The 26,999-nt window shown below is 42.5% G+C and carries 30 protein-coding genes; 7 read left to right on the top strand and 23 right to left on the bottom strand.

The features are described from left to right. Window positions 1–14: 14 nt before the first annotated feature. The 5 genes from rnr to C6Y07_RS10780 form a co-directional block, all read right to left on the bottom strand. A complete protein-coding gene (gene rnr, locus C6Y07_RS10800) occupies window positions 15–2,357 on the bottom strand; it encodes a ribonuclease R (RefSeq protein ID WP_106061581.1) in 2,343 nt (780 codons plus the stop codon). Between the two features lie 19 nt (window positions 2,358–2,376). After that, on the bottom strand, window positions 2,377–3,123 hold the full coding sequence (locus tag C6Y07_RS10795; protein ID WP_060597313.1) for an alpha/beta hydrolase: 747 nt from the start codon (window positions 3,121–3,123) through the stop codon (window positions 2,377–2,379). A gap of 124 nt (window positions 3,124–3,247) precedes the next feature. Further along, the gene (gene secG / locus C6Y07_RS10790) at window positions 3,248–3,481 is read right to left on the bottom strand and encodes a preprotein translocase subunit SecG (protein WP_003212746.1); all 234 of its coding nucleotides are present in this window, start codon (window positions 3,479–3,481) and stop codon (window positions 3,248–3,250) included. 186 nt (window positions 3,482–3,667) lie between these two features. Further along, window positions 3,668–3,958, bottom strand: a complete 291-nt coding sequence (locus C6Y07_RS10785) for an AbrB/MazE/SpoVT family DNA-binding domain-containing protein (RefSeq protein WP_060597314.1) — start codon at window positions 3,956–3,958, stop codon at window positions 3,668–3,670. Window positions 3,959–3,975: 17 nt separating this feature from the next. After that, entirely contained in the window at window positions 3,976–4,218 is a 243-nt protein-coding gene (locus C6Y07_RS10780; protein ID WP_106030503.1) for a helix-turn-helix domain-containing protein, read from the bottom strand. Between the two features lie 153 nt (window positions 4,219–4,371). Here C6Y07_RS10780 and C6Y07_RS10775 point away from each other — a divergent pair, with 153 nt between their 5' ends. The 3 genes from C6Y07_RS10775 (at window position 4,372) to catR (ending at window position 5,711) form a co-directional block, all read left to right on the top strand. Continuing rightward, window positions 4,372–4,776, top strand: a complete 405-nt coding sequence (locus tag C6Y07_RS10775; RefSeq protein WP_034660010.1) for a helix-turn-helix domain-containing protein — start codon at window positions 4,372–4,374, stop codon at window positions 4,774–4,776. 130 nt (window positions 4,777–4,906) lie between these two features. Further along, window positions 4,907–5,308 carry a helix-turn-helix domain-containing protein gene (locus C6Y07_RS10770; RefSeq protein WP_060597316.1) on the top strand — a complete coding sequence of 134 codons (402 nt, stop codon included), beginning with the start codon at window positions 4,907–4,909 and terminating at the stop codon, window positions 5,306–5,308. Between the two features lie 82 nt (window positions 5,309–5,390). Next, complete coding sequence (gene catR / locus C6Y07_RS10765; protein ID WP_034660013.1) at window positions 5,391–5,711, top strand: catDE operon transcriptional regulator CatR; 321 nt, start codon at window positions 5,391–5,393, stop codon at window positions 5,709–5,711. 80 nt (window positions 5,712–5,791) lie between these two features. Here catR and C6Y07_RS10760 read toward each other — a convergent pair whose 3' ends face one another. Genes C6Y07_RS10760 through C6Y07_RS10745 form a run of 4 tightly spaced genes read right to left on the bottom strand, consistent with a single transcriptional unit; the run spans window position 5,792 to window position 9,249 of the window. Then, window positions 5,792–6,481, bottom strand: a complete 690-nt coding sequence (locus C6Y07_RS10760) for an ABC transporter permease (RefSeq protein ID WP_034660014.1) — start codon at window positions 6,479–6,481, stop codon at window positions 5,792–5,794. 21 nt (window positions 6,482–6,502) lie between these two features. Continuing rightward, complete coding sequence (locus C6Y07_RS10755; RefSeq protein WP_034660015.1) at window positions 6,503–7,420, bottom strand: osmoprotectant ABC transporter substrate-binding protein; 918 nt, start codon at window positions 7,418–7,420, stop codon at window positions 6,503–6,505. 13 nt (window positions 7,421–7,433) lie between these two features. Then, the gene (locus C6Y07_RS10750; protein WP_060698329.1) at window positions 7,434–8,087 is read right to left on the bottom strand and encodes an ABC transporter permease; all 654 of its coding nucleotides are present in this window, start codon (window positions 8,085–8,087) and stop codon (window positions 7,434–7,436) included. A 13-nt stretch (window positions 8,088–8,100) separates the two neighbouring features. Further along, window positions 8,101–9,249, bottom strand: a complete 1,149-nt coding sequence (locus C6Y07_RS10745; protein WP_034660016.1) for a betaine/proline/choline family ABC transporter ATP-binding protein — start codon at window positions 9,247–9,249, stop codon at window positions 8,101–8,103. Between the two features lie 269 nt (window positions 9,250–9,518). Here C6Y07_RS10745 and C6Y07_RS10740 point away from each other — a divergent pair, with 269 nt between their 5' ends. Continuing rightward, window positions 9,519–10,055 carry a GbsR/MarR family transcriptional regulator gene (locus tag C6Y07_RS10740; RefSeq protein WP_060597715.1) on the top strand — a complete coding sequence of 179 codons (537 nt, stop codon included), beginning with the start codon at window positions 9,519–9,521 and terminating at the stop codon, window positions 10,053–10,055. A 55-nt stretch (window positions 10,056–10,110) separates the two neighbouring features. On the opposite strand, the gene C6Y07_RS10735 is transcribed toward C6Y07_RS10740, so the two are convergent. Beyond that, window positions 10,111–10,743, bottom strand: coding sequence for a MarC family protein (locus C6Y07_RS10735; RefSeq protein ID WP_060597319.1), 633 nt, complete (start codon window positions 10,741–10,743; stop codon window positions 10,111–10,113). Between the two features lie 180 nt (window positions 10,744–10,923). On the opposite strand from C6Y07_RS10735, the gene C6Y07_RS10730 reads away from it, so the two are divergent. Beyond that, window positions 10,924–11,274 (top strand): hypothetical protein, encoded by a 351-nt coding sequence (locus tag C6Y07_RS10730; protein ID WP_223250421.1) that lies wholly within the window; start codon window positions 10,924–10,926, stop codon window positions 11,272–11,274. Between the two features lie 49 nt (window positions 11,275–11,323). After that, window positions 11,324–11,788 carry a GNAT family N-acetyltransferase gene (locus C6Y07_RS10725; RefSeq protein WP_081311373.1) on the top strand — a complete coding sequence of 155 codons (465 nt, stop codon included), beginning with the start codon at window positions 11,324–11,326 and terminating at the stop codon, window positions 11,786–11,788. Window positions 11,789–11,810: 22 nt separating this feature from the next. On the opposite strand, the gene C6Y07_RS10720 is transcribed toward C6Y07_RS10725, so the two are convergent. The 13 genes from C6Y07_RS10720 to C6Y07_RS10660 form a co-directional block, all read right to left on the bottom strand. After that, window positions 11,811–12,092: a hypothetical protein gene (locus C6Y07_RS10720; RefSeq protein WP_066030362.1), complete on the bottom strand. Its 282-nt coding sequence runs from the start codon at window positions 12,090–12,092 to the stop codon at window positions 11,811–11,813. Further along, window positions 12,089–12,457, bottom strand: coding sequence for a zinc metalloprotease (locus tag C6Y07_RS10715; protein WP_106071390.1), 369 nt, complete (start codon window positions 12,455–12,457; stop codon window positions 12,089–12,091). The genes C6Y07_RS10720 and C6Y07_RS10715 overlap by 4 nt, the downstream gene beginning before the upstream one ends. Further along, window positions 12,454–13,851, bottom strand: coding sequence for a hypothetical protein (locus C6Y07_RS10710; RefSeq protein WP_060597322.1), 1,398 nt, complete (start codon window positions 13,849–13,851; stop codon window positions 12,454–12,456). Before C6Y07_RS10710 ends, C6Y07_RS10715 begins: the two co-directional genes overlap by 4 nt. Beyond that, entirely contained in the window at window positions 13,823–14,590 is a 768-nt protein-coding gene (locus C6Y07_RS10705) for an ATP-binding cassette domain-containing protein (RefSeq protein ID WP_060597323.1), read from the bottom strand. Before C6Y07_RS10705 ends, C6Y07_RS10710 begins: the two co-directional genes overlap by 29 nt. A gap of 58 nt (window positions 14,591–14,648) precedes the next feature. Further along, window positions 14,649–14,918, bottom strand: coding sequence for a hypothetical protein (locus C6Y07_RS10700; RefSeq protein WP_060597324.1), 270 nt, complete (start codon window positions 14,916–14,918; stop codon window positions 14,649–14,651). Between the two features lie 258 nt (window positions 14,919–15,176). Further along, window positions 15,177–16,469: a phosphopyruvate hydratase gene (eno, locus tag C6Y07_RS10695; protein WP_003212752.1), complete on the bottom strand. Its 1,293-nt coding sequence runs from the start codon at window positions 16,467–16,469 to the stop codon at window positions 15,177–15,179. A gap of 30 nt (window positions 16,470–16,499) precedes the next feature. After that, entirely contained in the window at window positions 16,500–18,035 is a 1,536-nt protein-coding gene (gene gpmI / locus C6Y07_RS10690) for a 2,3-bisphosphoglycerate-independent phosphoglycerate mutase (protein WP_106030511.1), read from the bottom strand. Continuing rightward, the gene (gene tpiA, locus C6Y07_RS10685) at window positions 18,028–18,789 is read right to left on the bottom strand and encodes a triose-phosphate isomerase (protein ID WP_060597326.1); all 762 of its coding nucleotides are present in this window, start codon (window positions 18,787–18,789) and stop codon (window positions 18,028–18,030) included. Before tpiA ends, gpmI begins: the two co-directional genes overlap by 8 nt. Window positions 18,790–18,819: 30 nt before the next feature. Next, window positions 18,820–20,004, bottom strand: a complete 1,185-nt coding sequence (locus tag C6Y07_RS10680; protein WP_034660025.1) for a phosphoglycerate kinase — start codon at window positions 20,002–20,004, stop codon at window positions 18,820–18,822. Between the two features lie 213 nt (window positions 20,005–20,217). After that, window positions 20,218–21,225 carry a type I glyceraldehyde-3-phosphate dehydrogenase gene (gene gap / locus C6Y07_RS10675; RefSeq protein ID WP_012011304.1) on the bottom strand — a complete coding sequence of 336 codons (1,008 nt, stop codon included), beginning with the start codon at window positions 21,223–21,225 and terminating at the stop codon, window positions 20,218–20,220. Window positions 21,226–21,256: 31 nt separating this feature from the next. Then, a complete protein-coding gene (locus C6Y07_RS10670) occupies window positions 21,257–22,294 on the bottom strand; it encodes a sugar-binding transcriptional regulator (protein WP_106030512.1) in 1,038 nt (345 codons plus the stop codon). 314 nt (window positions 22,295–22,608) lie between these two features. After that, on the bottom strand, window positions 22,609–23,994 hold the full coding sequence (locus C6Y07_RS10665) for an amino acid permease (protein ID WP_223254147.1): 1,386 nt from the start codon (window positions 23,992–23,994) through the stop codon (window positions 22,609–22,611). Between the two features lie 139 nt (window positions 23,995–24,133). Then, entirely contained in the window at window positions 24,134–25,327 is a 1,194-nt protein-coding gene (locus C6Y07_RS10660; RefSeq protein WP_060597328.1) for an ornithine--oxo-acid transaminase, read from the bottom strand. A 209-nt stretch (window positions 25,328–25,536) separates the two neighbouring features. On the opposite strand from C6Y07_RS10660, the gene C6Y07_RS10655 reads away from it, so the two are divergent. Continuing rightward, entirely contained in the window at window positions 25,537–26,979 is a 1,443-nt protein-coding gene (locus tag C6Y07_RS10655) for a sigma-54 interaction domain-containing protein (protein WP_106030514.1), read from the top strand. The last annotated feature ends 20 nt before the right edge of the window (window positions 26,980–26,999 follow it).

Raw genomic sequence — 26,999 nt, 5'->3', positions numbered from 1 at the left:
TGCTTTTTGGCACGTTACTTTTTCTTTTTACGCTTTTGTTTTGGCGCGTTATCAAATACGCGTTTTTTCTTTTTCTTCTTCTTATGGCCTGTGAACCAGTCACTTCCGCCTTTATCCTCTTTGGCTTTATCCCCAGAGGCATTTTGACCTCCACGCCCTTTTTTCGCTGGTGAATCTGTCCGTTTTTTGAACTTAAAATCTTTTGGCGATTTACGGCGGGTGCCTTTCATGCCGACGATTTCAAAATCAATGGAGTGCTCATCTTTATTAACACTAACCACTTTGACAGTGATTTCGTCACCGATACGATATACATTCCCTGTGCGTTCACCGATCATGGCAAAGTGCTGTTCATCAAAGCGATAGTAGTCGTCTGTCATGTAGCTGACATGGACAAGACCTTCAATTGTATTCGGCAGTTCAACAAATAGTCCGAAGTTCGTCACGGAACTAATCATGCCATCAAACTCTTCACCGATTTTATCAAGCATAAATTCTGCCTTCTTGAGGTCATCTGTTTCACGCTCTGCATCGACTGAACGGCGCTCCATAGTAGACGCATGATCTGCGATTTCAGGCAGCAGCTGGCCCCACTTTTCTAGGGTTGCTTCGTCTGTTTTTTTCTGAATCAAATAGGTTCTGATCAGTCTATGCACGATTAAATCCGGATAACGGCGGATCGGTGATGTGAAGTGCGTATAGAATTCCGTTGATAATCCAAAATGGCCGATGCTTTCTGGATCATATTTCGCCTGTTTCATCGAACGAAGCATCACGGTTTGTATCACAACTTCTTCTGGTTGATCCCTCACAGCATCAAGTACACTTTGAAGGGCACGCGGGTGGATGTTTGTCGACGTTCCTTTCACAATGTAACCAAACGTTGTCACGAACTCTAAAAAGCGCTGAAGCTTCTCAGGATTTGGTTCTTCGTGAATTCGATATATGAAAGGTACATTCAACCAGTGGAAATGCTCTGCAACCGTTTCGTTTGCAACAAGCATGAATTCTTCAATTAATTTCTCTGCGACAGATCGCTCACGTATGACAACGTCTTTCGCCGCTCCTTCATCATCTACAAGCACTTTTGCTTCCTTGAAGTCAAAGTCTACTGCCCCGCGCTCCATTCGTTTGTCGCGAAGAATCTCTGCAAGCTTCTCCATCTCTTGGAACATTGGCACAAGCGGCTCATATTTGTCTAAAAGCTCTTCGTCTTGGTCGACTAAAATCTTATTCACATCAGAATAGGTCATTCTTTCCGTCGTTTTGATCACACTTTGGAAAATCTCATGTTTGACGACCTTCCCATTTCGATCGATGACCATTTCACAAGACAGGGTGAGACGATCGACCTTCGGATTCAATGAGCAAATACCGTTTGACAGGCGATGCGGGATCATCGGAATGACGCGGTCTACGAGATACACACTCGTTCCACGCTCATAAGCTTCCTGATCAATCGGGGAGTTCTCTGTGACATAATGAGAGACATCTGCAATATGCACCCCTAGCTTATATTTGCCATCATCCAGCTTTTGCACCGTAACGGCATCATCTAAGTCCTTCGCATCTGCTCCGTCAATTGTTACAATCGTTTCGTTGCGCAAGTCACGTCTGCCTTCCAGGTCTTTTTCATCAATCGTTTCAGGTGTGTCTACTGCCTGCTGAAGCGCTTCTTCTGGGAACTCACCTGGCAGGCCGTGTTTATGAATGATCGATAAAATATCAATGCCAGGGTCATTTTTATGACCGAGGATTTCAGTCACTTCGCCCTCTGCACTCATTCTTCCTTCTGGGTAGCTTGTCAGCGTCACGACCACTTTATGCCCTTCGACCGCTCCATTTTTAGCGGATTTCGGGATGAAGATATCGGTTGTGATTTTTTTATCATCAGGAATGACAAAGCCAAAGCTTTTCGTTTCTGTGTAGGTACCGACAACCGTCTGAGTATTACGCTCCAGAATTCGGATGACAGTTCCTTCTTTTTTTGTGCCGTTTGATTTGTGGCTGACACGAACCATGACCGTATCACCATTCATCGCTGTGCCTAGCTCATTAGGCGGAATGAAAATATCATCCTGTCCAAACTCTTCTGGTGTCACAAATGCAAAACCTTTTGCATGAGCAGACAGCTTTCCTTTTACCAAGTTCATTTTTTCTGGTACACCGTAGCGATCGCTGCGCGTGCGAACAATGAGTCCTTGATCTTCCAGCATCACAAGTGCTTTGACGAGCTCTTTATAATCATCAGGATTGGTAATCTCCATCATCACTTCCAGCTCTTGAACGGTTAACGGTTTATAAGCTTCATCTTTCATAAAAGCGAGTAATTCATCCATAAATTCTTCTTTTTGCACACTCTAACCCCCTATATATTTAAATTGACCAATTAAGTGATTCTAAGAATGCATATACATCCTGATGAACCTTCTCACGCTCTTTATCAAGCGTGATCACATGGCCTGATTCTTCATACCATTTCAAATGCTTTTGATCTGTCTCTACTTCGTTATAAATGATATTCGCACTGTCTGTATTAATCATATGATCGTGACGTGCCTGAACAACAAAAGTAGGTGAATAAATCATGTCGACATTGTTTCTGACATCTGCAATCAGTTCTTGCAGGCTTTTGAGTGTATCCATTGGCGTTTTCTTGAACTCTTCCATTTCCTGTTCAATCTGCTCCTCTGACTTACCCTCGAATTTCTTATAGTTACGGGCATATTCTAGTACACCCTGGTACATGACTTCTTCACTTTTTATGTACATAGGTGCACACATAGGTACAATTCCCTTTACAGGTACAGTGTAACCTAATTTCAATGAAAAAACTCCTCCGAGGGATAGTCCGCAAACCGCAATTTCCTCATAGCCTTCATCTTTTAAGAATTGATAGCCTTCTTCTACATCTTTCCACCAGTCAGCCGGGCCAGATTGGACAAGCTCTTCTGGCGGCACACCGTGTCCTTTATATTGAGGTGCATGGCATGTATACCCTCTTTCGTTCAAATAACGGCCTAGCATTCGAACATCGGCTGTATTCCCAGTAAAACCGTGAAGAAGAAGCACCGCCTTTTCTCCACCTTTAAACGTAAATGGTTTCGGTGTAACAACTTTCATGATGTGACTTCCTTTCCTTCTGATATGGTTTATATTTTCCACTTGTATGTATGAAACAAACACAAAAGAGTGCTGATAATAAAAAAAGGTCTGAAAAAAGATCAGACCTTCTGTTACTCGCGCCTTACACGCCTAGATATGCCAATGCAAGTGTTAAGATGAAGAAAAGCACTGACAAAATAACCGTTAATCGGTGAAGTATCAAGTCAAGGCCTCTCGCTTTTTGCTTACCGAAAAGCTGCTCGGCTCCACCTGAAATAGCGCCTGACAGTCCAGCACTTTTACTTGATTGTAACAATACAACGATGATAAGTGCGATACTGACAATTACGAGTAATGTGATAACAAATGCGTGCATGAAAACACCTCCAGACAAACTGGTACACATAACTTTATTTTACATGAAAACAAGGTGCATGTCACGAAACATCAAAATAAAGATTCCCTCTATATTGTCGACTTTATTCGTTATTTTGATTCAATTTCATTCCAAAGAGTAGTATGCAGCATTTTTTATATGCAATTTTCGGTTAAAAATACGTTTTTAACGGGTTGCTTCTTCTTTCAATAGCTGTTTTAATTCTACTAACAAACGTTCAGCTCCTTCAGGACTCAGCATCACATTCCCATTTCCATAGCTTTTGTTATACTTCGTCACTTGTCCAGTTAACAGGCAGCTCTTATCTGCATCATATTTTTTCAGCATAATGGTTTGATCTTCAATGAAAATTTCTAATAGCTGCTCTTCTTTAATATTGAGCACCTTGCGCATTTCTGAAGGCAGAACAATTCTGCCTAGTGAATCAATATGTCTGACCATCCCAGTTCTTTTCAACGACATTGCCTCCTTGATCATTTCATTCGTTGACTTTTGTCAATATCTTCATAGTAAAATAGATCTTCAAATTTTTTATCAAAGTAATGAATCATTTTGCCAATGACAAGCTGGCCTGGTTTCCGGTGACCATTTAATACCCTGCTGAGTGTGGCAGGAGAAATGCCAATTTCATCAGCGAGCTGATTTAAAGACATATCGTTTTCGATCATATACTGCATGACAAAAGCCCGCCTGATCTGAATCTTTTCGACCATCATTACAACCTCCTATGGAATCAATATGTACAACGTGCAGGTGCTCACATGAAACAGATCTATTAACTTAAGTCAACACTTTTACCCCTCTGCTATTTCCTTTGGTCAATGATCATACTAAAATAAGTCATATACTGAAATGTGAGGTTCGATGTCATGAATCACTTTGGTGAACAATTACGCATTTTAAGAGAAAATAGAAAAATGTCTGTCAATCAACTCGCCATGTATTCAGGTGTAAGCGCTGCTGGAATTTCTCGTATTGAAAATGGAAAGCGCGGTGTGCCAAAACCTTTGACTATCAAAAAATTAGCACATGCCTTGAAGGTGCCTTATGAGGATTTAATGCTGCTTGCCGGTCATATCGAACAGGAGCAAGTTCATGAAATGAAACCAAAATATGAATCCATGTTGAAAATCTATCAAACGGCGCTTCAAAAGGATGTAGAACATCTTCCCATTTTTGATGGGGACAAATGGGAAAGGCTCTCCGCACAAGACATCAGCCAGCTGAATGAATACTTTCTCACGCTCATCAACCAAAAAAAGGCGAACAAATAGCGGGGCATAAACCTAATGTACATCCACTATTAACTAATGTCAATATTTTCATGGTATACTTGTTGCCAATAGTCAACAAATCAGATAAAATAGACATATCTAATCTATAACCATGTGAGGTTTTGCCTTGATGAACTTTGGTGCATATTTAAGAGCATTACGTGAGGAAAAGAAGCTGTCAGTGAACCAATTAGCGATGTATTCAGAGGTCAGCGCTGCTGGTATTTCTCGTATTGAAAACGGGAAACGCGGTATTCCAAAGCCTCCTACGATTAAAAAACTAGCCGGTGCATTAAAGGTCCCTTATGAGGAAATGATGCAGGCTGCGGGCTATATTGAGGAAGCCTCTTCTGTCCATCAGTTGAAGGAAGAGGAAATGGCATTATCCAAAATAAAGGAAGCTGCAGCGCTATATGAACTTGGTGATCTCGAAATATTTGATGGAGACATTTGGTCAACTCTTTCGAAAAAAGAAATAGAGGATCTTAACCGCTATCTGTTATTTATGTTAAACAGCCGTTCGTCATCATAGAATGTTTTGAGCATTGACAAGCTTTTCGAGCTGATTTATGACAGATTTACGGTATAATGAGTTCAGATTGGAGTGAAGAAAGATGAATCAATCTGACATGTGCCCGCGGTTTGAAAAAGCAGTTGAGTTATTGAGTAAACGCTGGGTTGCACTGATTGTTTTTCAGCTTCTCTCAGGTCCGCAGCGCTTTAGTGAAATTGAGGCTGCTCTGACAAATTTAAGCGGAAGAGTATTATCTGAGAGATTAAAAGAGCTGGAAGCAGCAGGCATTGTAAAACGGGAGGTTTTTGCTGAAACACCCGTGCGCATTGAGTATTCTTTAACTGATATGGGGCGTTCCCTTGCACCCGTTTTTGAGGAAATTTCGAAGTGGTCCTCTGAATGGATCACGCTTGAATCATAAAACACCTGCATGTGAATCGCCTGATCATCATAAAACAGCCTCCCTTACAGATGTAAGGGAGGTTTTGTCTTTTTAACCGCTTAAGCAGATGTGATGTTTTTTGCAGCTAATGCTTTTCTTTCTTTTTTCTTGTTAGTTGGGCTTAAATAGCGTTCGAGCCAGCCCATGACTAGGTCAGCGATAATGGCCATGAGCGCAGTTGGAATAGCACCTGCTAAAATGATGGCTGTTCCATTTGTGGCGTTTGATCCTCTGATGATGATATCACCTAGACCTCCCGCACCAACAAATGTCCCAATCGCTGTAATGCCGATGGCGATGACAAGGGCGGTTCTTAAACCAGCCATAATGACCGATAAAGCAAGCGGTAATTCAACCATTCTCAGCACTTGCCATTTCGTCATGCCCATCGCTTTACCCGATTCTAAATAAGCATGTTCAATGCTGACAATCCCTGTATACGTGTTGCGGATGATCGGCAGAAGCGAATACAGAAAGAGTGATAAGATGACTGTATTTGCGCCAAGACCTAATACAAGCATCAGCACGGAAAGCATCGCTAACGCCGGTATGGTTTGTATAACATTGGTAATGGCGAAGATCCAATTGCTCAGCTTACGGTAATGCGCCACAAAGATGCCTACTGGAATTCCGACAATCGCCGCAAACAGCACCCCATACGCTGACATGAGAAAATGCCGATAAAATTCTTCTAACACATATGAACCGTTCTGCTGATAATACGTCCATAATTGCTGCAGTGTGTCCATCAGCCGTGACACCTCCCCATCTTACTCAAAGTAATTGTGCTTTTTTAGGAAATTTTTCGCAACGGTGGCTGGTTCTTGAAGCTCCCCGTCGACTTGATAGTTAAGCTCTTGCATTTGCTCTGTATCGATTTTTCCGATCAGCCTGTTGATCACCTTATCAAGCCCTGGGTTCTCTTTTAGGACTTTTTCCGGGACAACTGGCGATGCATCATATGGCGGGAAAAACCGCTTATCATCTTTTAAAATTTTGAGGTCATAGGCTTTGATTCGTCCATCTGTTGAATAGGCAAGCACAATATCCATTTTTTCATTTTTTAATGCATCGTAGACTAAACCAATCTGCATTGGATACGTGCTTCCAAATTCAATTCCGTATGTTTTCACGAATCCTTCATAACCGTCGCCTTTCTTTTTGAGCCAAATATTATCGACACCGAACCGGTAATTTTTCGCATTCTTTTTCAAGTCAGAGACGGTTTCTAACTTGTTTTCCTTCGCCATCTTTTGCGTCACGGCAAAGGCATACGTATTATCAAAGCCATAGGAATCAAACCATTTGTAATCATAGCGTTTCTTAAATTCTTTTTGGACGATCTCCATCGCACGCTCCGGGTCTTTTTCCGCATCCATTCCAAGCGTACTCGTCAAATCTGTCCCTGTATATCTTGTGGCAGAAATGTCGATATCTCCGTTTTCCATTGCTTTCTGCTGTACGGTATTAGAGCCTAGGTTTTTCACAATGGTTGTCTTTTTATCTGTGTAATGTTCGATGATATCGCTAACCATGTAGGCCATAATTTCTGATTCGGTAAAGTTTTGTGCTCCAATTCGCAGCGTATTGCCTGAAGAGCCGGCTAGTCCAGGTAGTGAACAGCCGCTTATCAATAGCAAGCATCCGGCAAGCAGTGCACTGATCCATCTTGTTTTTCGATTCTTCACATAAGCCAACTCCTTATGAAACTTCCTTCAATCCTTTTAAGCCTTCTGGTGTTACTTTTTTCTCCAGCTTCATCAATGAAAAGTCGATGATGACCGCTAAAATGGTGACTGGGATGGCACCTGCAATAATGTATTCCGGCTGGTATAGCTGAAGTCCAATCAAAATGTAGTCACCAAGACCTCCTCCACCGATAAAAGCAGCAAGTGTTGTCCAGCCAATTAAATAAATCGTTGACGTTCGGACACCTGCCATAATGATCGGTACAGCAAGCGGAAGTTCCACAAGACGAATTTGTTCCCATGTGGTCATGCCGATCCCTTTACCGGATTCAAGCAAGTTTTTGTTCACACCTTGGACGCCCGCATACGTATTTCTCAAAATAGGCAATACCGAATAGAAAAAGAGAGCAACGATTGCAGGTATTTTCCCCACCCCCAAAATAGGAATAAAAAATGCAAGAATCGCTAAACTAGGGAGTGTTTGAAAGATATTCACGACACCGATGACAAAACCTGCGCCTCGTTTCATTCGTGTGAGAACGACGCCTAAAGGAACGGCAACGATAATTCCTAGCACGACGGCAATTAAGGAAATATATAAATGCTCCCACATTTTTGTGAGGAGTTCCCCACCATTTTTCTCTAGAAAATCGATGATTTGATCCATGTGTCCACCTCCCTTAGTTCATTTCAATGGCAGACGCCGGCGTATCGTCTCCCCAAATAGAGTCGTACACAACATCTACAAGACTTGCCCGTGTTACAATGCCTTTTAAATGCCCTTTGGCATCCACAACCGGTACATATTTAATACCGCGTATTAAGATTTTCCGAACGGTGTCTCTTAGAAGTGCGCCTTCTTGTACAGTATAGAACTCTGTATTTAAGATCTCACCAACGAAAGCCGCTTTTCTGCGGTTCGCATCGATTGTTTCAATATCGATATAGCCTTTTAGCACATGATGTTCATCTACTACAAGCAAGGAATCGACCCGCTTTTCTCTCATGATGTAGATGGCATCAGTCAACGTTTGTTCGACTGTAATGGTGACTGGTGACGTGTTCATCATTTGTTCTACACGTTCCATATTCGGATTTGATTGAAGCAGGCGCTCTTTTCCGATGAATTCTTCTACGAACTCGTTGGCGGGGTTACGCAAAATATCTTCAGGTGTGCCTACTTGGACAATCTCTCCATCTTTTAAAATCACAATTCGGTCAGCGAGTTTAATGGCTTCATCCATGTCATGTGTGACGAATACGATGGTTTTATTTAACGTTTTTTGCAGTTTCTTAAATTCTTCCTGCAATGTATCTCGTGTAATTGGATCAAGTGCACCAAATGGTTCATCCATGAGGATCAGAGGGGGTTCTGCTGCCAGTGCGCGAAGAACTCCGATGCGCTGCTGCTGTCCTCCACTGAGTTCATGAGGATAGCGCTCTAAAAATTCCGGGCCCATGTCGACGAGCTTCAGCAGTTCGCGAGCTCGTTCTTTCCGTTTTTCTTCCGGCCATTTTAAGAGCTTCGGCACAAGTGAGATGTTTTGCGCGATGGTCATATGGGGGAACAGTCCAATTTGCTGAATCACATAACCGATTTCTCTTCTTAATTGAACTGGATCTTTTTTCATAATATTTTCTCCCTCGATGAAAATGTTTCCTGAGGAAGGTTCAATGAGTCGGTTGATCATCTTCATGGTTGTTGTCTTACCACAGCCACTCGGTCCAATAAAACAAATAAATTCTCCTTTTGCTATTTCTAAATCAATATTTTTGACAGCTTTTTTTCCGCCTTTATACGTCTTAGATACATTCTCTAGTTTCAGCAAATGAGACACCTCCAATTAGTTGGATCTATATATTCAGAAAATTTACACCTTATTCATTATAGTGCAAACTTTATAAAATAAAAAGTTTATGATGTGTTTGTATTGCATAAGATTTATATAAAATTTTCAGTTAACGCTGTAATATCTAGAGATCTCTCCTTTTTCCTTCAAATTACTAGCAATTACTCAATATTTATTGTTTTCATCAACAAACAGGTATATGATATATTGTGTTACAAATTGTCAGTCGTGAAGGGATGAAGCGGGGAGTGGACAAGCAAGCGTTAGGCGCCATTCAAAAAGCACAGGATCATTATATTGAAAAAGCTGCGGAGAACATGAATGCCTTTGGTCTTTCTTCTACAGTGGGTAGAGTGCTTGGTATCATTCACATGAACCGTAAACCAATGACGCTGGAAGAGCTATCAGAGGCGACCGGCATGAGCAAAACGAGGATGAGTCAAGTCGTTCGAGAAATGCTCGATTTGAATATTGCGGAAAAGGTTTATGAAAAAGGAATACGTAAAGATCTTTATGACGTTGAGCAAGATCAATACCAAACGTTTATTTCATTGTTTGCAGCCAATTGGTCCCGAGTTGTCAGCAAAAACCGTAAAGCACATAAGAAAACGTGCAAGGAATTGCAAGAGCTGCTTGAACAGGACGACTTACCTGAAGAAACAGAGGATAAAATCAATCTGCTTCTTTCAGAAATCAAGGAAAGTCTTGATTACTATGATTGGATTAGCCGCTTAATTGAATTCTTTGAAAGTGAAGAAGTATTTAAGCATGTGCCGAAACCTTAAAAAAAGCTGTTTTATTTTACATCATTGTAGAAAAAAACAGCTTTTTTATATACACTTATGACATAAACATCGGAAACATCCCTTTTAAGCCTGCGCCGATCATCTCAACTGCCACTACAGCAAGAATTAATCCCATCAAACGCGTCACAACATTCATCTCTGTTTTCCCCATTTTCCGCATAATGAAACTGGAATAATGAAAGGCATAATACGTCATGGCAAGAACAATGATAATGCCGATTAGAATCGAAAACATGTGGAGCATCCCTTGACTTCCCGGGGTTAAACTCATTACTGTAGCGATTGTACCGGGCCCAGCGATGATCGGGATTGCCAGCGGCGTAACGGAGATATCTGCCTTCTCTTTGCTTTCTGCCTTTTCCTCCGAATGAGGATTTTGGACGTGTGATTCTTTTGCATTCAGCAAATTGTAAGCGATACCAAAAATAAAAATACCTCCGGCGATGCGGAGTGCATGAATATCGATCCCAAACAATTTGAATATGAGCCTGCCTGCCAATAGAAAGGCAATCAAAATAATGAAAGAGACCACGATGGCTTTTTTGGCTGTCTGAGCGCGTTCTTTCTCTGTATAGCCTTCTGTTAAGGTGATGAAAAGAGGCACGTTTCCAATGGGGTTTGATACAGCAAATAATGAGACCACAACATGAATCATAAAGGAAATCAACAGACACCCTCCTTTTTTCATAGTGTCTGCCAAACTGATGTGAATATTCCCTTTGATGTTAAAACCTGTTTATCTTTAACCGATGATAATAGAGGTTTAAAGAAAGGGGTTCACACTTGAAAAAACCATTACGATCATTCTTCTGTCTGTTGCGGTGTTAGGCGCAGCTGGCTGGATTGTTTGGCAGCAGCAGAGGAAAAACATCAGCAAGAAAGCAAAACGAACACTAAGCAGCTTTCGAAGTTAAAATCAGATCAAACGGATATGAAGCATGAAAACGATGAACAAAAAAAGCAAATAGCCACCGTCACAAAAAAGCTCAAAAAAGAAAAGAAAGCCTATGAAAAAGAGGTCAAACAGCGTAAAGCGCTTGAGATAAAAGTCGACCAGCTTCAAAAAGAGCTGGCAGCAGCAAAAGCTACTGCTCAAGCGAATAAGCAGACCGCACAGGCTACAAGAAAACCAACTGTCAAAAAAGACCCGAATGTCACTCATCACCCTCCCTCTCAGGTGGGTACAGGACCAATATGATTGGGGCGTGAAACAAGGGTATATGAAAGAATAGAAAGGATGAAAACATGTGATACAGATTCGACCATTATCTCATGATCAATCTCTCCCTATGGATCTTTTACTATTAGCTGATCCTTCAAAGAAAAAGGTTCTCGCGTATGTGCAATCCGGCTCTTGTTATGCCGCCTTTCATGAAGAGGATGTGATTGGTGTTTATGTGCTATCATCGCTACCTCAGCATACAGTCGAAATCATGAATGTTGCTGTGAAGGAGTCATGGCAAGGAAAGGGAATTGGGAAACAGCTGATCCGTCATGCGATCGCTGAAGCGAAAGCCGCTGGTTTCCATAGGATTGAAATCGGCACAGGCAACTCGAGTATTCAGCAGCTCGCACTTTATCAAAAATGCGGCTTCCGCCTGACTTCGATCGATCGCGATTTCTTCCTTAAGCATTATGATGAACCGATTTATGAAAACGGGATTCAATGTATGGATATGGTACGGCTGTCTCTCACTTTTCAAGCAGACTGACTATTTGCTCAGCCTGCTTTTTTTATGCTCTTCGCTTTTTCACAGCTTGAATCACATATTGAATGAAAAAGTATAGCACAGCGCCAGCTAAAAAGCAGACAACACATCCAAAAAGCGTCGCCTCTGAGCTGAATTGATACTCTTCAATTTTCATGATATAAAATGGCATACCAAACAGTGTTGGACTTGATTCAACATGATTGACTTCTAGCAGCAGTAAAAAGACAGGGGTCATAAACACAGCAAATATATACAGCATCGCAAGTGTTAAGCCGCTAGAAAACGAATGAAATACTTTGATCATCTCTTTCTCTCCTTCATCTCTTTTAAACTGGCTGTGATATTTTTCCCATCTGGGCAAGCTGGATGCAGCATCACAGTGTTCAGTAAAGAAAAAAACAGCAGCTGATGACTCACCGGATGCTTCCACATTAACAAAAGCACACTCGAGCAGAGCACAGGAAACAGCGGACCCGCAAGTGCCACCATCAGATTAAAGCTCGGCCGGGCAAATGTCTCATGGACGATCGCCACTTGCTTCCAATCAATCATCATCACAAAATCAAAAAGGGGTCTTTTTTCGAATTTGTTACACACCATGACCATCAACATATGACCGAGTTCGTGAATGAGCACAACAGCTAGTAAACTAATGACAAGCCCCATCATCGCAATACAGGCCTTTTTAACATCGCAGCATATATACAACTGAAAAAGGCAAGTGAACCAAGCAGATAAGCGGTGGCGAGAAGAGATACATCAGATGAAAGCCATTCTAATAAAAGCATATCGATAAAGCTGAATACAGCAATCATCAACACGATCACAAACAGCTTATTAAAATCACTGATTTTCACGACAAACCCTGTACAGGCCGCCATGGCGGTAATCAATAAAATGGACAAACTCGCCAATCCATGACCTTCACTTTCAATACCGATCACCAAATAGGCAAGCCCAATATACACAAAATATGTCAGCAGATTAATGGTGTAATAAAATAACATTCTCGACATTAAATAAGCGCCCTTTGATGTATTTAACATAAAGATGGCCCTTTGATTGATATGATATTCCCTGCCAATCATCAGCGGAAGCATGATCAATATTTCCTTTAACGCAAACTGCACAATAAAGGCATACAGCCAGCCAGTTTCTGCCGGGGTAAAAACAAATGGCAGCCCCACCGTCAAACAAATGAGAAAGAGAAACAAAATGCCTTGCTCTTTAAAAACAGCTGATCGGCTGAAATAGACCAATTCCTGCCGCAGATGCGTCAGAAAGGAAGAGTGCGTTCTGATTTTCTGGTAGGAAAACGACTTCACCTCTTTTTTCAGCTGCAAAAACATCTGATGAACATAGCAAGCTGCTAAACCCTTCACCCATAGCCATCCAGCGCTTAGGATGATGACAAGTAACAACAGATAGACAGCCGGCCATACATGGATCATCTCCACCGCTTTTTGAAAAAGGAGAAATATTAGTACATGAAGCGCCGCAAAGCCGATCGTTTGAAGCAGCAAATGCTCTTTTGTTTTTGATACGAAATGGCTCACACCGATCCGCAGCAGCATCCATGAAGAGACCGTATAAAGTGCCAATATGCAACATGTGATGCAGACAACGATGATCCAATACAGAGATGGAGTGACACCCGTGATCAAAAGACCTAATATAATCGGTAAAAAAAGCAGTCCAGCCATGAGGAAGCAAAAAAGAACTGGAAAGAAATACGCACAAAGGACAAAGGATACACTTTGTATCGCGCTGTTCAAAAAGTAGAATTGATATTCTTGGCGCTTCAGTTTATTCCGGGATAACACAATCCCTGCTCCTAATAGTAAGAGCGACATTTTGACAAATTGGAGGTATAGCGTAGCTGGCTCACTTTCACCTACCTGCATGTAAAAGCGCAGGCTGATGACAACGTATATCGCATAAATCAGCAAGAGAAAAACGGCAGCTGCGAGAAGCTGCAAAGGATACTTTTTTCCAAGCTGCTTTCCTTTCGCTGTCAGCATGCCCCATTCTATTTTATGAAGAACGTGTCGTGTCCAAATCATTGAGTAACCTCTCCACCTGCATATAGTAATCTCGATTTACTTCTTTATAAATCTCTTCAAGTGCCTGATGAGGAAATGTCTGAGTCGTTTCTTGGCGGGACATATTCAGCTTGACGTCACCATTTCTTAAGATCATGAGATGGTCATATAATGTATCACCAAAGCTCAAATGATGAGTTGATATCAGAATGCCAGCGCCTTGATCTCTCAGCTTCATGAGCACCTTTTTTAAGATAATCATCATATCTGGATCAAGTCCGTTCGTTGGCTCGTCGAACACATAATAATCACATGGCCTGAGAAGCTGCGAAATGATTTGTGTTTTTTTTTGATTGCCATGGGACAGCTGAGCGATTGGCTGATCCATATACGGACTCAGCTCAAACAAATCGATGAATGTCTCTTCACGTGTGATATCTTGCTCATGTGGCAGCTGAAGTAATTGAAAGTATTCCCTCGGTGTTAAATAATCGAACAACGCATGTTCGTCAGGAATATAGGAAACGTGTTTTTTCAATAGGGAAATATGTGCTGAGGATTGAAGGTTCAGCTGTTCACCATGTAAGGAAACAGAGCCAGTAAATGGCGTTAGCCCAAACATAGCTTGGATCATTGTTGTCTTTCCTGCACCATTGTGTCCTAAAAGAAGCATCGTTCGGCCTTTCTCTACGTTCATTTGTATATGGCGGAGAGAGAAGGTGCGGCTATACGTTTTTTCTTGTATTTGTAATGTCAGCATCATATTCCTCCGTTTGTTTCAGATGGAACAGATGACCTCGCATCTGTTCTCATCCCTGTTAGAAACCGCATTTGATTTTCACGTACATGCCTAAGAACTTGAATTCGCCTAAAAATTTAGAGCCTTTTCCAAAGGTCTTGCATGCCCAAATCAATGCTGCGACTGTCACAATACCTAAAATAGCGGCAAGGACATAAATCCAAAATGCATTTTTCTGTATGTTCTTAGAAGTTAGAATTCGTTGCTTCCTTTCATCATAGGCCGCCAGTAGGTGAAGGACATACATATACACACCTACTGGAAAACGAAGGCTAAAAGGATTCAGCATCTCATCACCCCCTAATATATGTAAAATGATACCACCCCCTTACAGAAAGCATAAGTTCATTTCAGATCATATTTTTAGTCGATTTTTCATGATTTAGTGCTTATAAATGGAGGGGATTTTGACTGCTTCTCTAACTGAAGGAGGATTTTTTACAAAAATAGGATAAGACAAATGAATTAGCTATCGGATTTCGCTCAACACAAAAAAAACGCTGCGTCCCGCTCTCATGAAAGAGCGGGACGCAGCGCGTAGCTGGCATTATTTATTCAAGTTATAGAATGTTGCAATGCCGTGATATTGTGCTGTTTCAGCCAATTGATCTTCGATGCGAAGTAATTGGTTGTATTTCGCCACACGGTCCGTACGAGACGGAGCACCTGTTTTGATTTGTCCAGCGTTTGTTGCAACAGCGATGTCTGCAATTGTGCTGTCTTCTGTTTCACCAGAACGGTGAGAGATGACTGCTGTGTATCCTGCGCGTTTTGCCATTTCGATTGCATCAAATGTTTCAGTTAATGTACCGATTTGGTTTACTTTGATCAGGATAGAGTTACCGACACCATTTTTAATACCTTCAGAAAGCTTCTTCGTGTTTGTCACGAATAAGTCATCTCCTACTAGCTGAACCTTGCTGCCAAGGCGCTCAGTTAATAGTTTGTGACCTTCCCAGTCGTTTTCATCAAGGCCGTCTTCGATCGAGATGATTGGGTATTTCGATACCATATCTTCATACCAGTCAACCATTTCAGCAGATGTTTTCACAACACCTTCGCCTGATAAATGATATTTACCGTCTTCTTTGTTGTAGAACTCAGAAGATGCAGCATCCATTGCAAGTTTCACTTCTTCACCTGGTTTGAAACCAGCTTTTTCAATCGCTTCTACGATTGTTTGAAGTGCTTCTTCGTTAGAACCAAGGTTTGGAGCGAATCCGCCTTCGTCACCTACAGCTGTGTTTAAGCCTTTTGCACTTAATACAGATTTCAGGCTATGGAAGATTTGTGCGCCCATGCGAAGTGCTTCACGGAAGTTCGGTGCACCTACAGGCATAATCATGAATTCTTGAATGTCTACGTTGTTATCCGCATGCTCTCCGCCGTTGACGATGTTCATCATCGGCACTGGAAGCGTTTTGGAGTTGAATCCACCAAGGTATTGGTAAAGTGGAATTTGTAAGAAATCAGCAGCCGCACGTGCTACAGCGATAGATACGCCAAGGATTGCGTTTGCGCCTAATTTCCCTTTGTTTTCTGTTCCATCAAGTTCGATTAACATTTTGTCAATCGCTACTTGTTCTGTTACATCAAAGCCTAAAAGTTCTGGTGCAATGATTTCATTTACGTTGTTTACAGCTGTCAGAACACCTTTTCCAAGGTAACGGTCTTTGTCTCCGTCACGTAGTTCTACTGCTTCATATTCACCAGTAGAAGCACCACTTGGTACTAATGCACGGCCAAAGCCGCCAGATTCTGTGTAAACTTCTACTTCAACTGTTGGGTTACCGCGAGAGTCTAATACTTCGCGTGCATATACGTCAACAATGTATGGCATCGTTATTTCTCTCCTTTTGAATCAATTTTTTTATTTCTGAATCAATGATGTTCCTGTCATCTCTTTTGGTTTTTCAAGACCAAGTAAGTCTAAAAGCGTTGGAGATAGATCGGCTAGAATGCCGCCTTCTCTAAGCGTTGCACCTTTTTTCGTCACGATTACTGGAACAGGGTTTGTCGTATGTGCAGTATGCGGCTTGCCTTCTTCGGTTATCAGCACGTCTGCGTTACCGTGGTCTGCCGTGATGATGGCATGTCCGCCTTTTGCTAGGATTGCGTCGACTACAGCTCCTAAGCACTCATCTACTGCTTCAATGGCTTTGATTGTTGGCTCGAGCATACCTGAATGACCAACCATATCCGGGTTAGCAAAGTTCAGGATGATCGCATCATGCTTATCAGCATTGATGTCTGCAACAAGTGCATCCTTTACCTCGTAAGCGCTCATTTCTGGCTTGAGGTCATAGGTTGCCACATCTGGCGAATTGATCAAGATGCGGTCTTCACCAGGAAATTCTTCTTCACGCCCACCACTCATAAAGAACGTCACATGAGGATATTTCTCTGTTTCAGCAATCCGCAGCTGTTTCAATCCATTTTGAGAAAGCACTTCTCCTACTGTGTTATCCAAATTCACTGGTTTGAAGGCGACATAGCCATCAACCGTTTCACTGAAGTGTGTAAAGCAGACGAAGTGTAAATCCTTCGGATGTGCTTCCCCGCGATCAAATGAGCGGAAATCTTCATTTGTGAAGGTGTTCGAAATTTGGATCGCACGGTCTGGACGGAAGTTATAGAAAATCACAGAGTCGCCGTCGTTTACTTTTGCAACTGGCTCACCATTTTCTCTCGTGATGACAGATGGAATAACGAATTCATCGTAGATTCCATTTTCATAGGAGTCATCAACGACATCATAAATGTTTTGATAACTTGGGCCTTCACCATACGCCATCGCGCGATATGCTTTCTCCACACGATCCCAGCGTTTGTCACGGTCCATTGAGTAATAGCGTCCAGAAAGTGTTGCCACTTCTCCGACACCGATTTCTTTGATTTGTTCTTCAAGCTGTTTTAAGTACACTTTGGCTGTCTTTTGACCAACATCACGTCCGTCTAAGAAACCATGAATGTATACCTTTGTTAAGCCTTCTTTTTTCGCCAGCTTCAGCAGGGCAAAGAGATGCTGGATGTGGCTGTGCACACCGCCGTCTGACAAGAGACCGAATAAATGAAGGGCCTTGTCATTCTCTTTTGCATAAGTCATTGCATCTAGGAACGTTTCGTTTTTCTCAAATTCCCCTTCACGAATGGCAACATTCACTCTTGTTAAGCTTTGATACACAATGCGTCCTGCACCGATGTTCAAATGCCCAACTTCAGAGTTCCCCATTTGACCTTGCGGGAGGCCTACTGCCTCACCTGAAGCCGTTAAGGTTTGATGCGGGAATTCATTCCAGTAGCGGTCGAAGTTCGGTTTCTTTGCTTGGGCAACAGCGTTACCGACTGTTTCGCCTCTTAAACCGAATCCATCTAAGATGATTAATGCAGCTGGTTTCTTACTCATATTGACCTTCCTCCAATAATTGAACGAAAGACTGAGGTTCTAAGCTTGCGCCGCCTACCAAAGCACCGTCAATATCGGATTCTGCCATATATTCTTTAATATTCGCCGGCTTCACGCTTCCGCCATATTGAATGCGAAGGCTGTCTGCCGCTTCTTGACCATATTCGCTTGCAACCGTTTGACGGATATGCGAACAAACATCGTTTGCATCTTTCGCTGTAGAAGATTTCCCTGTACCGATCGCCCAGATTGGCTCATATGCAATGACAGATTCAGCGACTTGCTGAGTTGTTAAACCAGCTAGTGCTTTCTTCACTTGATCAGCGACAAGTTCATTTGTTTTGCCAGCTTCACGCTCTTCAAGCGTTTCACCTACACAGATAATTGGAACGATGCCATGCTTGAATGCAGCATGTGCTTTTTTGTTCACTGTTTCATCTGTTTCAGCGAAGAATTCACGGCGCTCTGAATGACCGATCACTGAGTAGCCGATGCCAAGATCTTTTAGCGCAGCAGGGCTGATTTCACCAGTGAATGCACCATTTTCTTCAAAGTGCATGTTTTGTGCACCAATTTTAAGGTCTGTTCCGTTAGAAAGGCTGTTTAGCTTTTCAAGGAAAAGTGCTGGCGCACAGACAATTGATTCCACTTTGTCAGGAGATGGAATGGATGACTTGACTTCTTCAACGAAGCTAACCGCTTCGCCAAGTGTTTTGTTCATTTTCCAGTTCCCAGCTATAATTGGTTTTCTCATGATTGACACTTCCTTATAGCAGTTTTGGTCTTATTTATCGTTTAATGCAGTAACACCTGGAAGCTCTTTGCCTTCCATAAATTCAAGTGAAGCGCCGCCGCCTGTAGAAATATGGCTCATCTGATCAGCAAGACCAAACTTCTCAACAGCTGCTGCTGAGTCTCCACCGCCAATGACAGAATATGTATCTTTTGCTTCTGCCAGTGCTTCTGCGATTGCTTTTGTCCCTTTAGCGAATGCATCAATTTCAAATACACCCATTGGTCCGTTCCAGACAACAAGTTTGCTGTTTTTAATGACATCAGCATACTTCTCTCTTGTCTCTGTTCCAATATCAAGTGCTTCTAGATCACTTGGAATTTCAGAGATTGGCACAATGCTTGTATTCGCATCATTTGAAAAGTCGTCGGCTACCAGAACATCTGTTGGAATCAGGAAGTTCACGCCTTTTTCTTTTGCACGGTCCATAAAGGATTTCGCTAAATCTACTTTGTCTTCTTCTAATAAAGATTTTCCTACTTCGTGGCCAAGTGCTTTCACAAATGTGTAAGCAAGTCCGCCGCCGATGATGAGGTTGTCCACTTTATCCAGAAGACTTTCAATCACACCGATTTTATCCTTTACTTTTGCGCCACCGATAATCGCTGTAAATGGGCGATCAGGGTTTGAAATGGCTTTTCCTAGAACCTCAAGCTCTTTTTGCATGAGGAAGCCCGAAACAGCCGGAAGATATGCTGCAATACCAGCAGTGGATGCATGTGCACGGTGTGCAGCACCGAACGCATCATTGACATACACATCGGCTAAATCAGCAAATGCTTTTGATAATTCAGGATCGTTCTTTTCTTCACCAGGATAGAAACGAACGTTTTCAAGCACTAGCACATCTCCTTCTTTTAAGTCAGAGATTTGCTTTTTCACGTTGTCTCCGTAAGCTTCATCCGCTTTTTTCACTTCTTGTCCAAGAAGCTCTTGCAGACGTTTTGCCACAGGTGTCAGACGCAGTTCTTCAGTAACTTGACCCTTCGGACGACCCAAATGACTAGCTAGCAGTACCTTTGCGCCTTGTCCTGTTAAATACTCAATCGTTGGTAATGCTGCGCGAATACGAGTATCATCCGTCACTTCTCCGTCTTTCATTGGAACGTTAAAATCTACGCGGCAGAACACAACTTTACCTTTTACGTCAATGTCTTTTACTGATTTCTTATTCATGCTCGTCAGGAGATCCTCCTTTATTCTGGTTTCCTTACGCATTGGACAAGTCTCTCTTTATCCTTTTCCCATTTTGCCCTCATCAAAACGAGAAATCGTGCAGAACGGATAAAAACAGAGAAAAAGGGAAAGGGATGCTTCCCCTTCCCTTGTCCTTCTTCATTATATCGTGTCTCTAGGAAAGAACCAAGTGAGTTCCTTCAGTGTGAGAAATTAAAGACCTTGTTTTGCAATGTAAGCTGCAAGGTCAACAACGCGGTGAGAATATCCACTCTCGTTATCGTACCAAGAAATGACTTTCACCATGCTGCCTTCCATCACCATTGTAGAAAGAGCATCGATTGTTGAAGAGTTTGCATTACCATTGTAGTCACCAGATACTAATGGCTCTTCGCTGTAGCCAAGGATTCCATTAAGTTCTCCTTCAGCTGCTTCTTTAAGTGCTGCATTTACATCTTCAGCTGTTACATCTTGGTTTAATTCAGCCACAAGGTCAACTAAAGAAACGTTAGGTGTTGGAACACGCATAGCGCCACCGTTTAATTTACCTTTAAGTTCAGGCAATACAAGTGAAACAGCTTTCGCAGCACCTGTAGAAGTTGGGATGATGTTTTCCGCAGCTGCACGAGCACGACGGTAGTCTTTGTGCGGAAGATCAAGAATTTGTTGGTCATTTGTGTATGAGTGAACAGTTGTCATCATACCGCGTTTGATACCAAATTTATCGTTAAGTACTTTTGCAAATGGAGCTAAGCAGTTTGTTGTACAAGATGCATTAGAGATGACATCGTGGCTAGCTGCATCGTATTTGTCTTCGTTTACACCCATAACGATTGTGATATCTTCTTCGTTAGCAGGAGCAGAGATGATGACTTTTTTAGCGCCAGCTTCTAAGTGTTTTGCAGCGTCTGCACGTTTTGTGAAGAATCCAGTAGATTCAACAACGATTTCTACGCCTTGTTTACCCCAGCTTAATTTCGCAGGGTCACGCTCAGCTGATACTTCGATTGTTTTACCGTTCACTACTAAGTTTGTACCGTCTACAGAAACCTCTGCATCTAGTTTTCCGTGAACAGAGTCATATTGTAAAAGGTGTGCAAGCATGTTAGCGTCTGTTAGATCGTTAACCGCTACTACCTCAACTTCAGGATTGTTTAATGCTGCACGAAATACGTTACGTCCAATACGTCCAAATCCGTTAATACCGACTTTTACTGCCATGATGTTTCCTCCTTTTATAGGTAACAATGTTTTATATTGAGGGATCAATTGACTCCCTTAATAACTCTTTTGCGGCTCCTTCGTCTGTGACGAGAACCGTTCGGCGGGGTTTTTTGAAATAAGCTTCAATGGCCCCTGCCTTTGATGATCCACCTGCAACAGCAATGATGTGTGGAATGCTTTCTAAATCATCTAGCTGCATGCCGACGGAGTGCACTTTGTGGACGACCTCACCATCACGATTAAAGTAATAGCCAAAGGCCTCTGTCACTGCGTCATGCTCATCAATCTTTTTTAAATCTTCAGCTGGTGTATTTCGTCTCATCGCCATTGTTTTTGCTTCACCGATCCCATGAATGAGCATCGTGGATGATTTAATCGTTTGAAGCACTTCTTTGACTGACGGCTCTTCAATAATAGAAGAGTAAGCACCTTCTGACAGCTGCCCTGGAACAAACAGCAGTTTGTAAGTACCGGAAGCTTTTTCAGCCATGTGGGCACAAATGGTGTTTGCCTGATTTTTTACATTCTCCCCAAGACCGCCTCTCGCAGGGACAAACATCATGCCTCTGTTTTTGGCATCAGGGGTCATCATTTCGGCAACGGCTTCCATCGTCGTTCCGCCAGTGACGGCGACGATATTATTTCCAGTAAACCTTTTTTTCATACATTGGACAGCAGCTCTTCCCATTTCTTGCTTCACCCACGGGGATTCGTCACTGTCACCAGAAACGATGATGACTTCTTCTAGGCCTAACTTCCTCTTTAATGTATTTTCCAAAAAGGTTAAACCTAAAACGTCCTTCATCATTCCTTCAAGCATTTCAAGCAAAGCGTGGCCTTCACTCGTCAGCATCATGCCGCTCGTTTTGACATCCAGCAGGTTTTGTTCTTTTAAAAACTGAACTTCAGCTCTTAAGATGCGCTCACTGAGACCTAGGCTCGTCGCAAGGCTTCTGCGGCCGATTGGTTCAGCTAACCTGATGTATTGCAAAATGTCGTAGCGTTTTTGCATAACGATGAGAAGATCTGGCAATAATTTTTTTTGAGCTTCCAATAAACGATTCATGGCTAACGACCCTTTCTTTTCACGTTGGACTAAAAACGTCCCACTGTGACAAAAAACGTCCCGCCACAGCCAAAAAAAATCAATCCCTGCTTTCTTTAATTATTTTAACAGGATAATCTTGCATTTTCAACTCTTACAAACACATTTAGACAAAAAATAGACACATTTTCACCGATAACCTGCTTGTCATCAAGGTTCTTGCTATGATATTTCTTTTCAAAATATTTATTTTCTTCTATATTCAATGAATTCACCATTGAAAATGTGCATGCGTGTGAGATCCGCATGCACATTTTGTTGATATAGTTGGTCTTTTATGTTTTTGGGATGGTTCCTTCCTCTTCAGCGAAACGCTTTGCCTCTTCCTTCGGTTTGATTTTGAAATAATAAATGATGTAGCAGACAGCCATGAACGGAACGCCGCAATAAAGGCCAATCCGCTGATCCTCAATAAAGAATAGGCTGATGAGAACGATGCCAAATGCGATGAAGCCTGCCAATGGCACAAATGGATAGAGCGGTGTACGGAAGACGAGATCCTTTACATCTCCACCCGCTTTTATGAATTGTTTTCTAAAGAAATACTGAGACAAACAAATGGACATCCACACCACAACTAGAACCATTCCGGAAATCGAAATGAGCCACACATACACCGTTTTTGGTGCCACAACACTTGTGAGCAGGGATAAAGCGGATACACCCATTGTCACCAATAATGCATTGATCGGGATTTTACGCTTGGACAGCTTTTTCGTAAAGACAGGTCCTTTCCCGTCCTTTGAAAGCGACCAAAGCATACGTGATGATGCATATAATCCAGAGTTTGCTACAGATAAGACAGCCGTGATGATAATAAAATTCATGATATCTGCAGCATATGGGATGCCGACCTTGTCCAGCACGACCACAAACGGACTGTCAACAGCGCCTGCTGTCTGCCATGGAAGAAGTGCGGCAAGAACCGCAATTGATAAAACGAAAAAGACCATCGTTCTCCAAATAATATTCCGTATCGATCGAGGCAATGTTTTTTCAGGGCTTTCACTCTCACCTGCTGCAATCCCTACAAGTTCTGTTCCTTGAAAGGAGAAATTGACCGTGACCATGGTTAATAAAATAGCAAAAACACCATTAGGAAATAGTCCGCCATGATCCGTCAAATGACGAAATAAAGGGGCTGGTTCTCCGCCTTTTAAATGAATCATTCCGAAAATTGCGCCAATTCCGATGATAATAAACAATAGGATGGCAGCGACCTTGATAGCTGAAAACCAAAACTCCGTTTCAGCGAAGCTGCGAGCTGAGATGGCATTCACGGCAAATAATATCACACTAAATGCTAGGCACCAGAGCCAAACCGGGATATCTGGGAACCACCTTTGGAGCAATATGCCTGCTGACGTAAACTCCAGTCCAATCGTACACGCCCAGCTAAACCAATACAGCCAGCCGATCATAAAGCCTGTGGACGGGCCTATATATTTGGTTGCATACTCCTGAAAGGAACCGGCTGTCGGCATCGCCACTGCTAATTCTCCAAGACACAGCATGACCAAATACATTAACAGTCCGCCAATGATAAACGATAGAATGGCTCCGCCAGGTCCTGCCTGATGGATAATCAATCCTGATCCAAGGAAAAGGCCCGTACCGATGACGCCGCCTAAGGCAATCATAAAGAGATGTCTGCTTTTCATGGAACGCTCTAGTTCATTATGCTGTTCTTGCTTCAAATCCACTTCCCCACTTTCTTTCTTCTATTCATCATCCTTTGACAAAATTCGCTGTTCGTTGAAAAAGAAAGGGAGAAAGTGAAGGTTCCTCCCCCTTTGGCATTTAGGCTTGAAACAGTGCTTCAATATGACCAATTGCCCAGTCTAAATCTTCTTTTGAAATGGTCAGCGGCGGTGCAAAACGGATAACTGTCTCATGGGTTTCTTTACATAACAATCCTGCTTGCTTCAGCTTTTCACAATAAGGTCTAGCTGCCTCTGTCAGCTCCATTCCTATAAATAATCCGCGGCCGCGCACTTCCTTAATCACAGGGCTTTGAATGCGTGATAGTTTGTCTTTGAAGTATTCGCCAAGCTCCATGGAACGTGCTGCAAGCTTTTCGTCGATTAAAACATCCAGTGCAGCAAGCGACACCGCACACGCAAGAGGATTTCCTCCGAAGGTAGACCCATGAGAACCAGGGTTAAACACGCCTAATATATCGCGGTTTGCTACGACACACGAGATTGGAAAGACGCCGCCGCCTAAAGCTTTCCCGAGGATCAGCATATCTGGCTCAATGTCTTCCCAGTCACACGCAAACATCTTACCTGTTCGTGCTAACCCCACTTGAATCTCATCCGCAATGAACAGCACATGTTCTTTCTCACAAAGCGCCTTGGCATCTTTCAAGAAGCCTTCTGGCGGCATGACAATTCCCGCTTCTCCTTGAATCGGTTCTATGAGGAAAGCCGCTGTCTGTGGTGTGATAGCTTCACGTAACGCTTCAATATCTCCGTAAGGAATCAGTTTTATTCCGGGAAGCATTGGACCGAAGCCTCTTTGGTATTCTGCTTCAGAGGAAAGAGACACAGCCGTCATCGTTCTCCCATGGAAATTGCCAACACACGCAATGATTTCTGCACGATTCTCTTCGATTCCCTTAACATCATAGCCCCAGCGTCTTGCTGCTTTTACAGCGGTTTCTACAGCCTCAGCACCAGTATTCATTGGCAGTGCCATGTCTTTATTTGTCAGTTTGCAAATTTTTTCATACCAAGGACCAAGCTGATCATTATGAAAAGCTCTCGAGGTGAGTGTCACACGGTCTGCTTGTTTTTTGAGCGCCTCAATAATGAGGGGATGGCGATGTCCTTGGTTCACTGCGGAATACGCACTGAGCATATCCATATATCGATTGCCTTCAGGGTCTGTCACCCACACTCCCTCAGCCTCTGAAATCACAATTGGCAGCGGATGATAGTTTGCCGCTCCATATTGTTCTGTTTGTTGAATCAATTCATTTGTCTGTGTCATCATCTATTCCTCCTTCTGTAAGGTAGCTTCTTTCAATTGGGTTCATCTTCATCCATATGTTATGCAAGGATCGTGCCAACTTTCTGACTGCTTGATCATGAGGGTCTACCTCATTATTTACGCAAAATTTCTTTGCGCATGCCAAATTTTTTAGAGGAAACCGCAAAATTTTTCATGTAAAATAGAGGTAACGTCAGGAGGTGGCACAAGTGAAAAAAGATCTGCATGCCGCAAAGCTTGAAAATGAGATTGATTTGTATAAACAAATGCTCGATTTAATTGATGTCGGGGTTCATGCAATTGACGAGAATGGCCATACGGTTGTTTATAATAAAAAAATGATGGAGATTGAGTCTTTAAAACGCTCTGATGTTCTCCATAAAAATGTACTCGACTTCTTCACCTTTCAAGATGAGATGCACAGTACACTTGTCCAAGCGCTTCGTACCGGGAAACAAACCGTTCATGCCAAGCAGACGTATCATAATTACAACGGAAAAGAAATCACAACGATTAACCATACATACCCGCTCGTTCGAGACGGCCTCATTCAAGGGGCAGTTGAAATTTCAAATGATGTGACCAAGCTGGAACGGCTGATTCATCACAATATGAAGAAAAAAGGAAGCACACGCTTTACCTTTGATTCCATTATTGGACAAAGCCCTGCATTTTTAGAGGTGATTGAACATGCGAAACGAGCGACACGCACCTCTTCTTATGTGCTCATTGTTGGCGAAACAGGGACTGGGAAAGAACTGTTTGCTCAAAGCATTCATAACGGCAGCAGCCGGTCATCTGGACCATTTATTACCCAAAATTGTGCAGCACTGCCTGATAATCTGATTGAAAGTCTGCTCTTTGGTACACAAAAAGGGGCTTTTACGGGGGCAACTGATCAGCCTGGTTTATTTGAACAGGCGCAAGGAGGAACATTGCTTTTAGATGAGATCAACTCATTAAATCCTCCTCTTCAAGCAAAACTGCTGCGCGTCTTACAGGAGAAACGCGTGAGAAGGCTAGGCAGCACAAAAGAAATCGCTGTTGATGTAAGAGTCATTGCCAATATGAATGAGGACCCTGTGGATGCGATCGCAGGTGGACGCATGCGCAAGGATTTATTTTATCGGCTCGGTATTGTCACCTTATTTATCCCGCCGCTTTCTGAGCGAAAAGAGGACATTCCTACGTTTGTGAATCATTTTATTCAAAAATATAATGAGCTGTTTCAAATGAAGGTGAAGACGGCTGACGAAGAGGTACTTGCCCTTTTCCAAGCGTATCATTGGCCAGGCAATGTAAGAGAACTGGAGCATGTGATTGAGGCGGGGATGAATATGATGATGGATGAAGACGACTTAAGCATGCATCACCTTCCCTATCATTTTAGATTTAAGCACGGGGAAGGCCGTCCTAAGGCGCAATTGCAAACAAATTCTCTGCAGCAAACCGCCGCTGCTGACACCTTTGTCTATACAAGCCCAGAACAGACGACTGATTTCCAAACCCAAATGGAGCGATTCGAAAAACAATACATCGTCCATTACTTAGAAAAAATGGACGATAATATTTCACAGACTGCAAAGTTATTGGGCATGAGCAGGCAAAGTCTGCAATATCGAATGAAAAAGCTACATATTTCTCGTCAATAATAGAGCTGTGCCATCATTCG

Origin of the sequence: Bacillus sp. LNXM12-1 (assembly GCF_003004375.1) — a bacterium.
Lineage (GTDB): Bacteria > Bacillota > Bacilli > Bacillales > Bacillaceae > Bacillus.
Note: the sequence above shows the minus strand (reverse complement) of the source record. Positions and strands in the feature narration are given on the sequence as shown.

Bases quoted from the DNA above. Each gene is read 5' to 3' on its own strand.
- gpmI (WP_106030511.1), bottom strand. From the start codon at position 18,035: ATGAGTAAGAAACCAGCTGCATTAATCATCTTAGATGGATTCGGTTTA.
- C6Y07_RS10770 (WP_060597316.1), top strand. From the start codon at position 4,907: ATGAACTTTGGTGCATATTTAAGAGCATTACGTGAGGAAAAGAAGCTG.
- C6Y07_RS10670 (WP_106030512.1), bottom strand. From the start codon at position 22,294: ATGAATCGTTTATTGGAAGCTCAAAAAAAATTATTGCCAGATCTTCTC.
- tpiA (WP_060597326.1), bottom strand. From the start codon at position 18,789: ATGAGAAAACCAATTATAGCTGGGAACTGGAAAATGAACAAAACACTT.
- catR (WP_034660013.1), top strand. From the start codon at position 5,391: ATGAATCAATCTGACATGTGCCCGCGGTTTGAAAAAGCAGTTGAGTTA.
- C6Y07_RS10780 (WP_106030503.1), bottom strand. From the start codon at position 4,218: ATGATGGTCGAAAAGATTCAGATCAGGCGGGCTTTTGTCATGCAGTAT.
- gap (WP_012011304.1), bottom strand. From the start codon at position 21,225: ATGGCAGTAAAAGTCGGTATTAACGGATTTGGACGTATTGGACGTAAC.
- C6Y07_RS10700 (WP_060597324.1), bottom strand. From the start codon at position 14,918: ATGCTGAATCCTTTTAGCCTTCGTTTTCCAGTAGGTGTGTATATGTAT.
- C6Y07_RS10715 (WP_106071390.1), bottom strand. From the start codon at position 12,457: ATGATGGGGCTTGTCATTAGTTTACTAGCTGTTGTGCTCATTCACGAA.
- C6Y07_RS10720 (WP_066030362.1), bottom strand. From the start codon at position 12,092: ATGATCAAAGTATTTCATTCGTTTTCTAGCGGCTTAACACTTGCGATG.
- C6Y07_RS10775 (WP_034660010.1), top strand. From the start codon at position 4,372: ATGAATCACTTTGGTGAACAATTACGCATTTTAAGAGAAAATAGAAAA.
- C6Y07_RS10705 (WP_060597323.1), bottom strand. From the start codon at position 14,590: ATGCTGACATTACAAATACAAGAAAAAACGTATAGCCGCACCTTCTCT.
- C6Y07_RS10660 (WP_060597328.1), bottom strand. From the start codon at position 25,327: ATGACACAGACAAATGAATTGATTCAACAAACAGAACAATATGGAGCG.
- C6Y07_RS10665 (WP_223254147.1), bottom strand. From the start codon at position 23,994: ATGAAAAGCAGACATCTCTTTATGATTGCCTTAGGCGGCGTCATCGGT.
- secG (WP_003212746.1), bottom strand. From the start codon at position 3,481: ATGCACGCATTTGTTATCACATTACTCGTAATTGTCAGTATCGCACTT.
- C6Y07_RS10760 (WP_034660014.1), bottom strand. From the start codon at position 6,481: ATGGACACACTGCAGCAATTATGGACGTATTATCAGCAGAACGGTTCA.
- eno (WP_003212752.1), bottom strand. From the start codon at position 16,469: ATGCCATACATTGTTGACGTATATGCACGCGAAGTATTAGACTCTCGC.
- C6Y07_RS10680 (WP_034660025.1), bottom strand. From the start codon at position 20,004: ATGAATAAGAAATCAGTAAAAGACATTGACGTAAAAGGTAAAGTTGTG.
- C6Y07_RS10710 (WP_060597322.1), bottom strand. From the start codon at position 13,851: ATGATTTGGACACGACACGTTCTTCATAAAATAGAATGGGGCATGCTG.
- C6Y07_RS10795 (WP_060597313.1), bottom strand. From the start codon at position 3,123: ATGAAAGTTGTTACACCGAAACCATTTACGTTTAAAGGTGGAGAAAAG.
- C6Y07_RS10750 (WP_060698329.1), bottom strand. From the start codon at position 8,087: ATGGATCAAATCATCGATTTTCTAGAGAAAAATGGTGGGGAACTCCTC.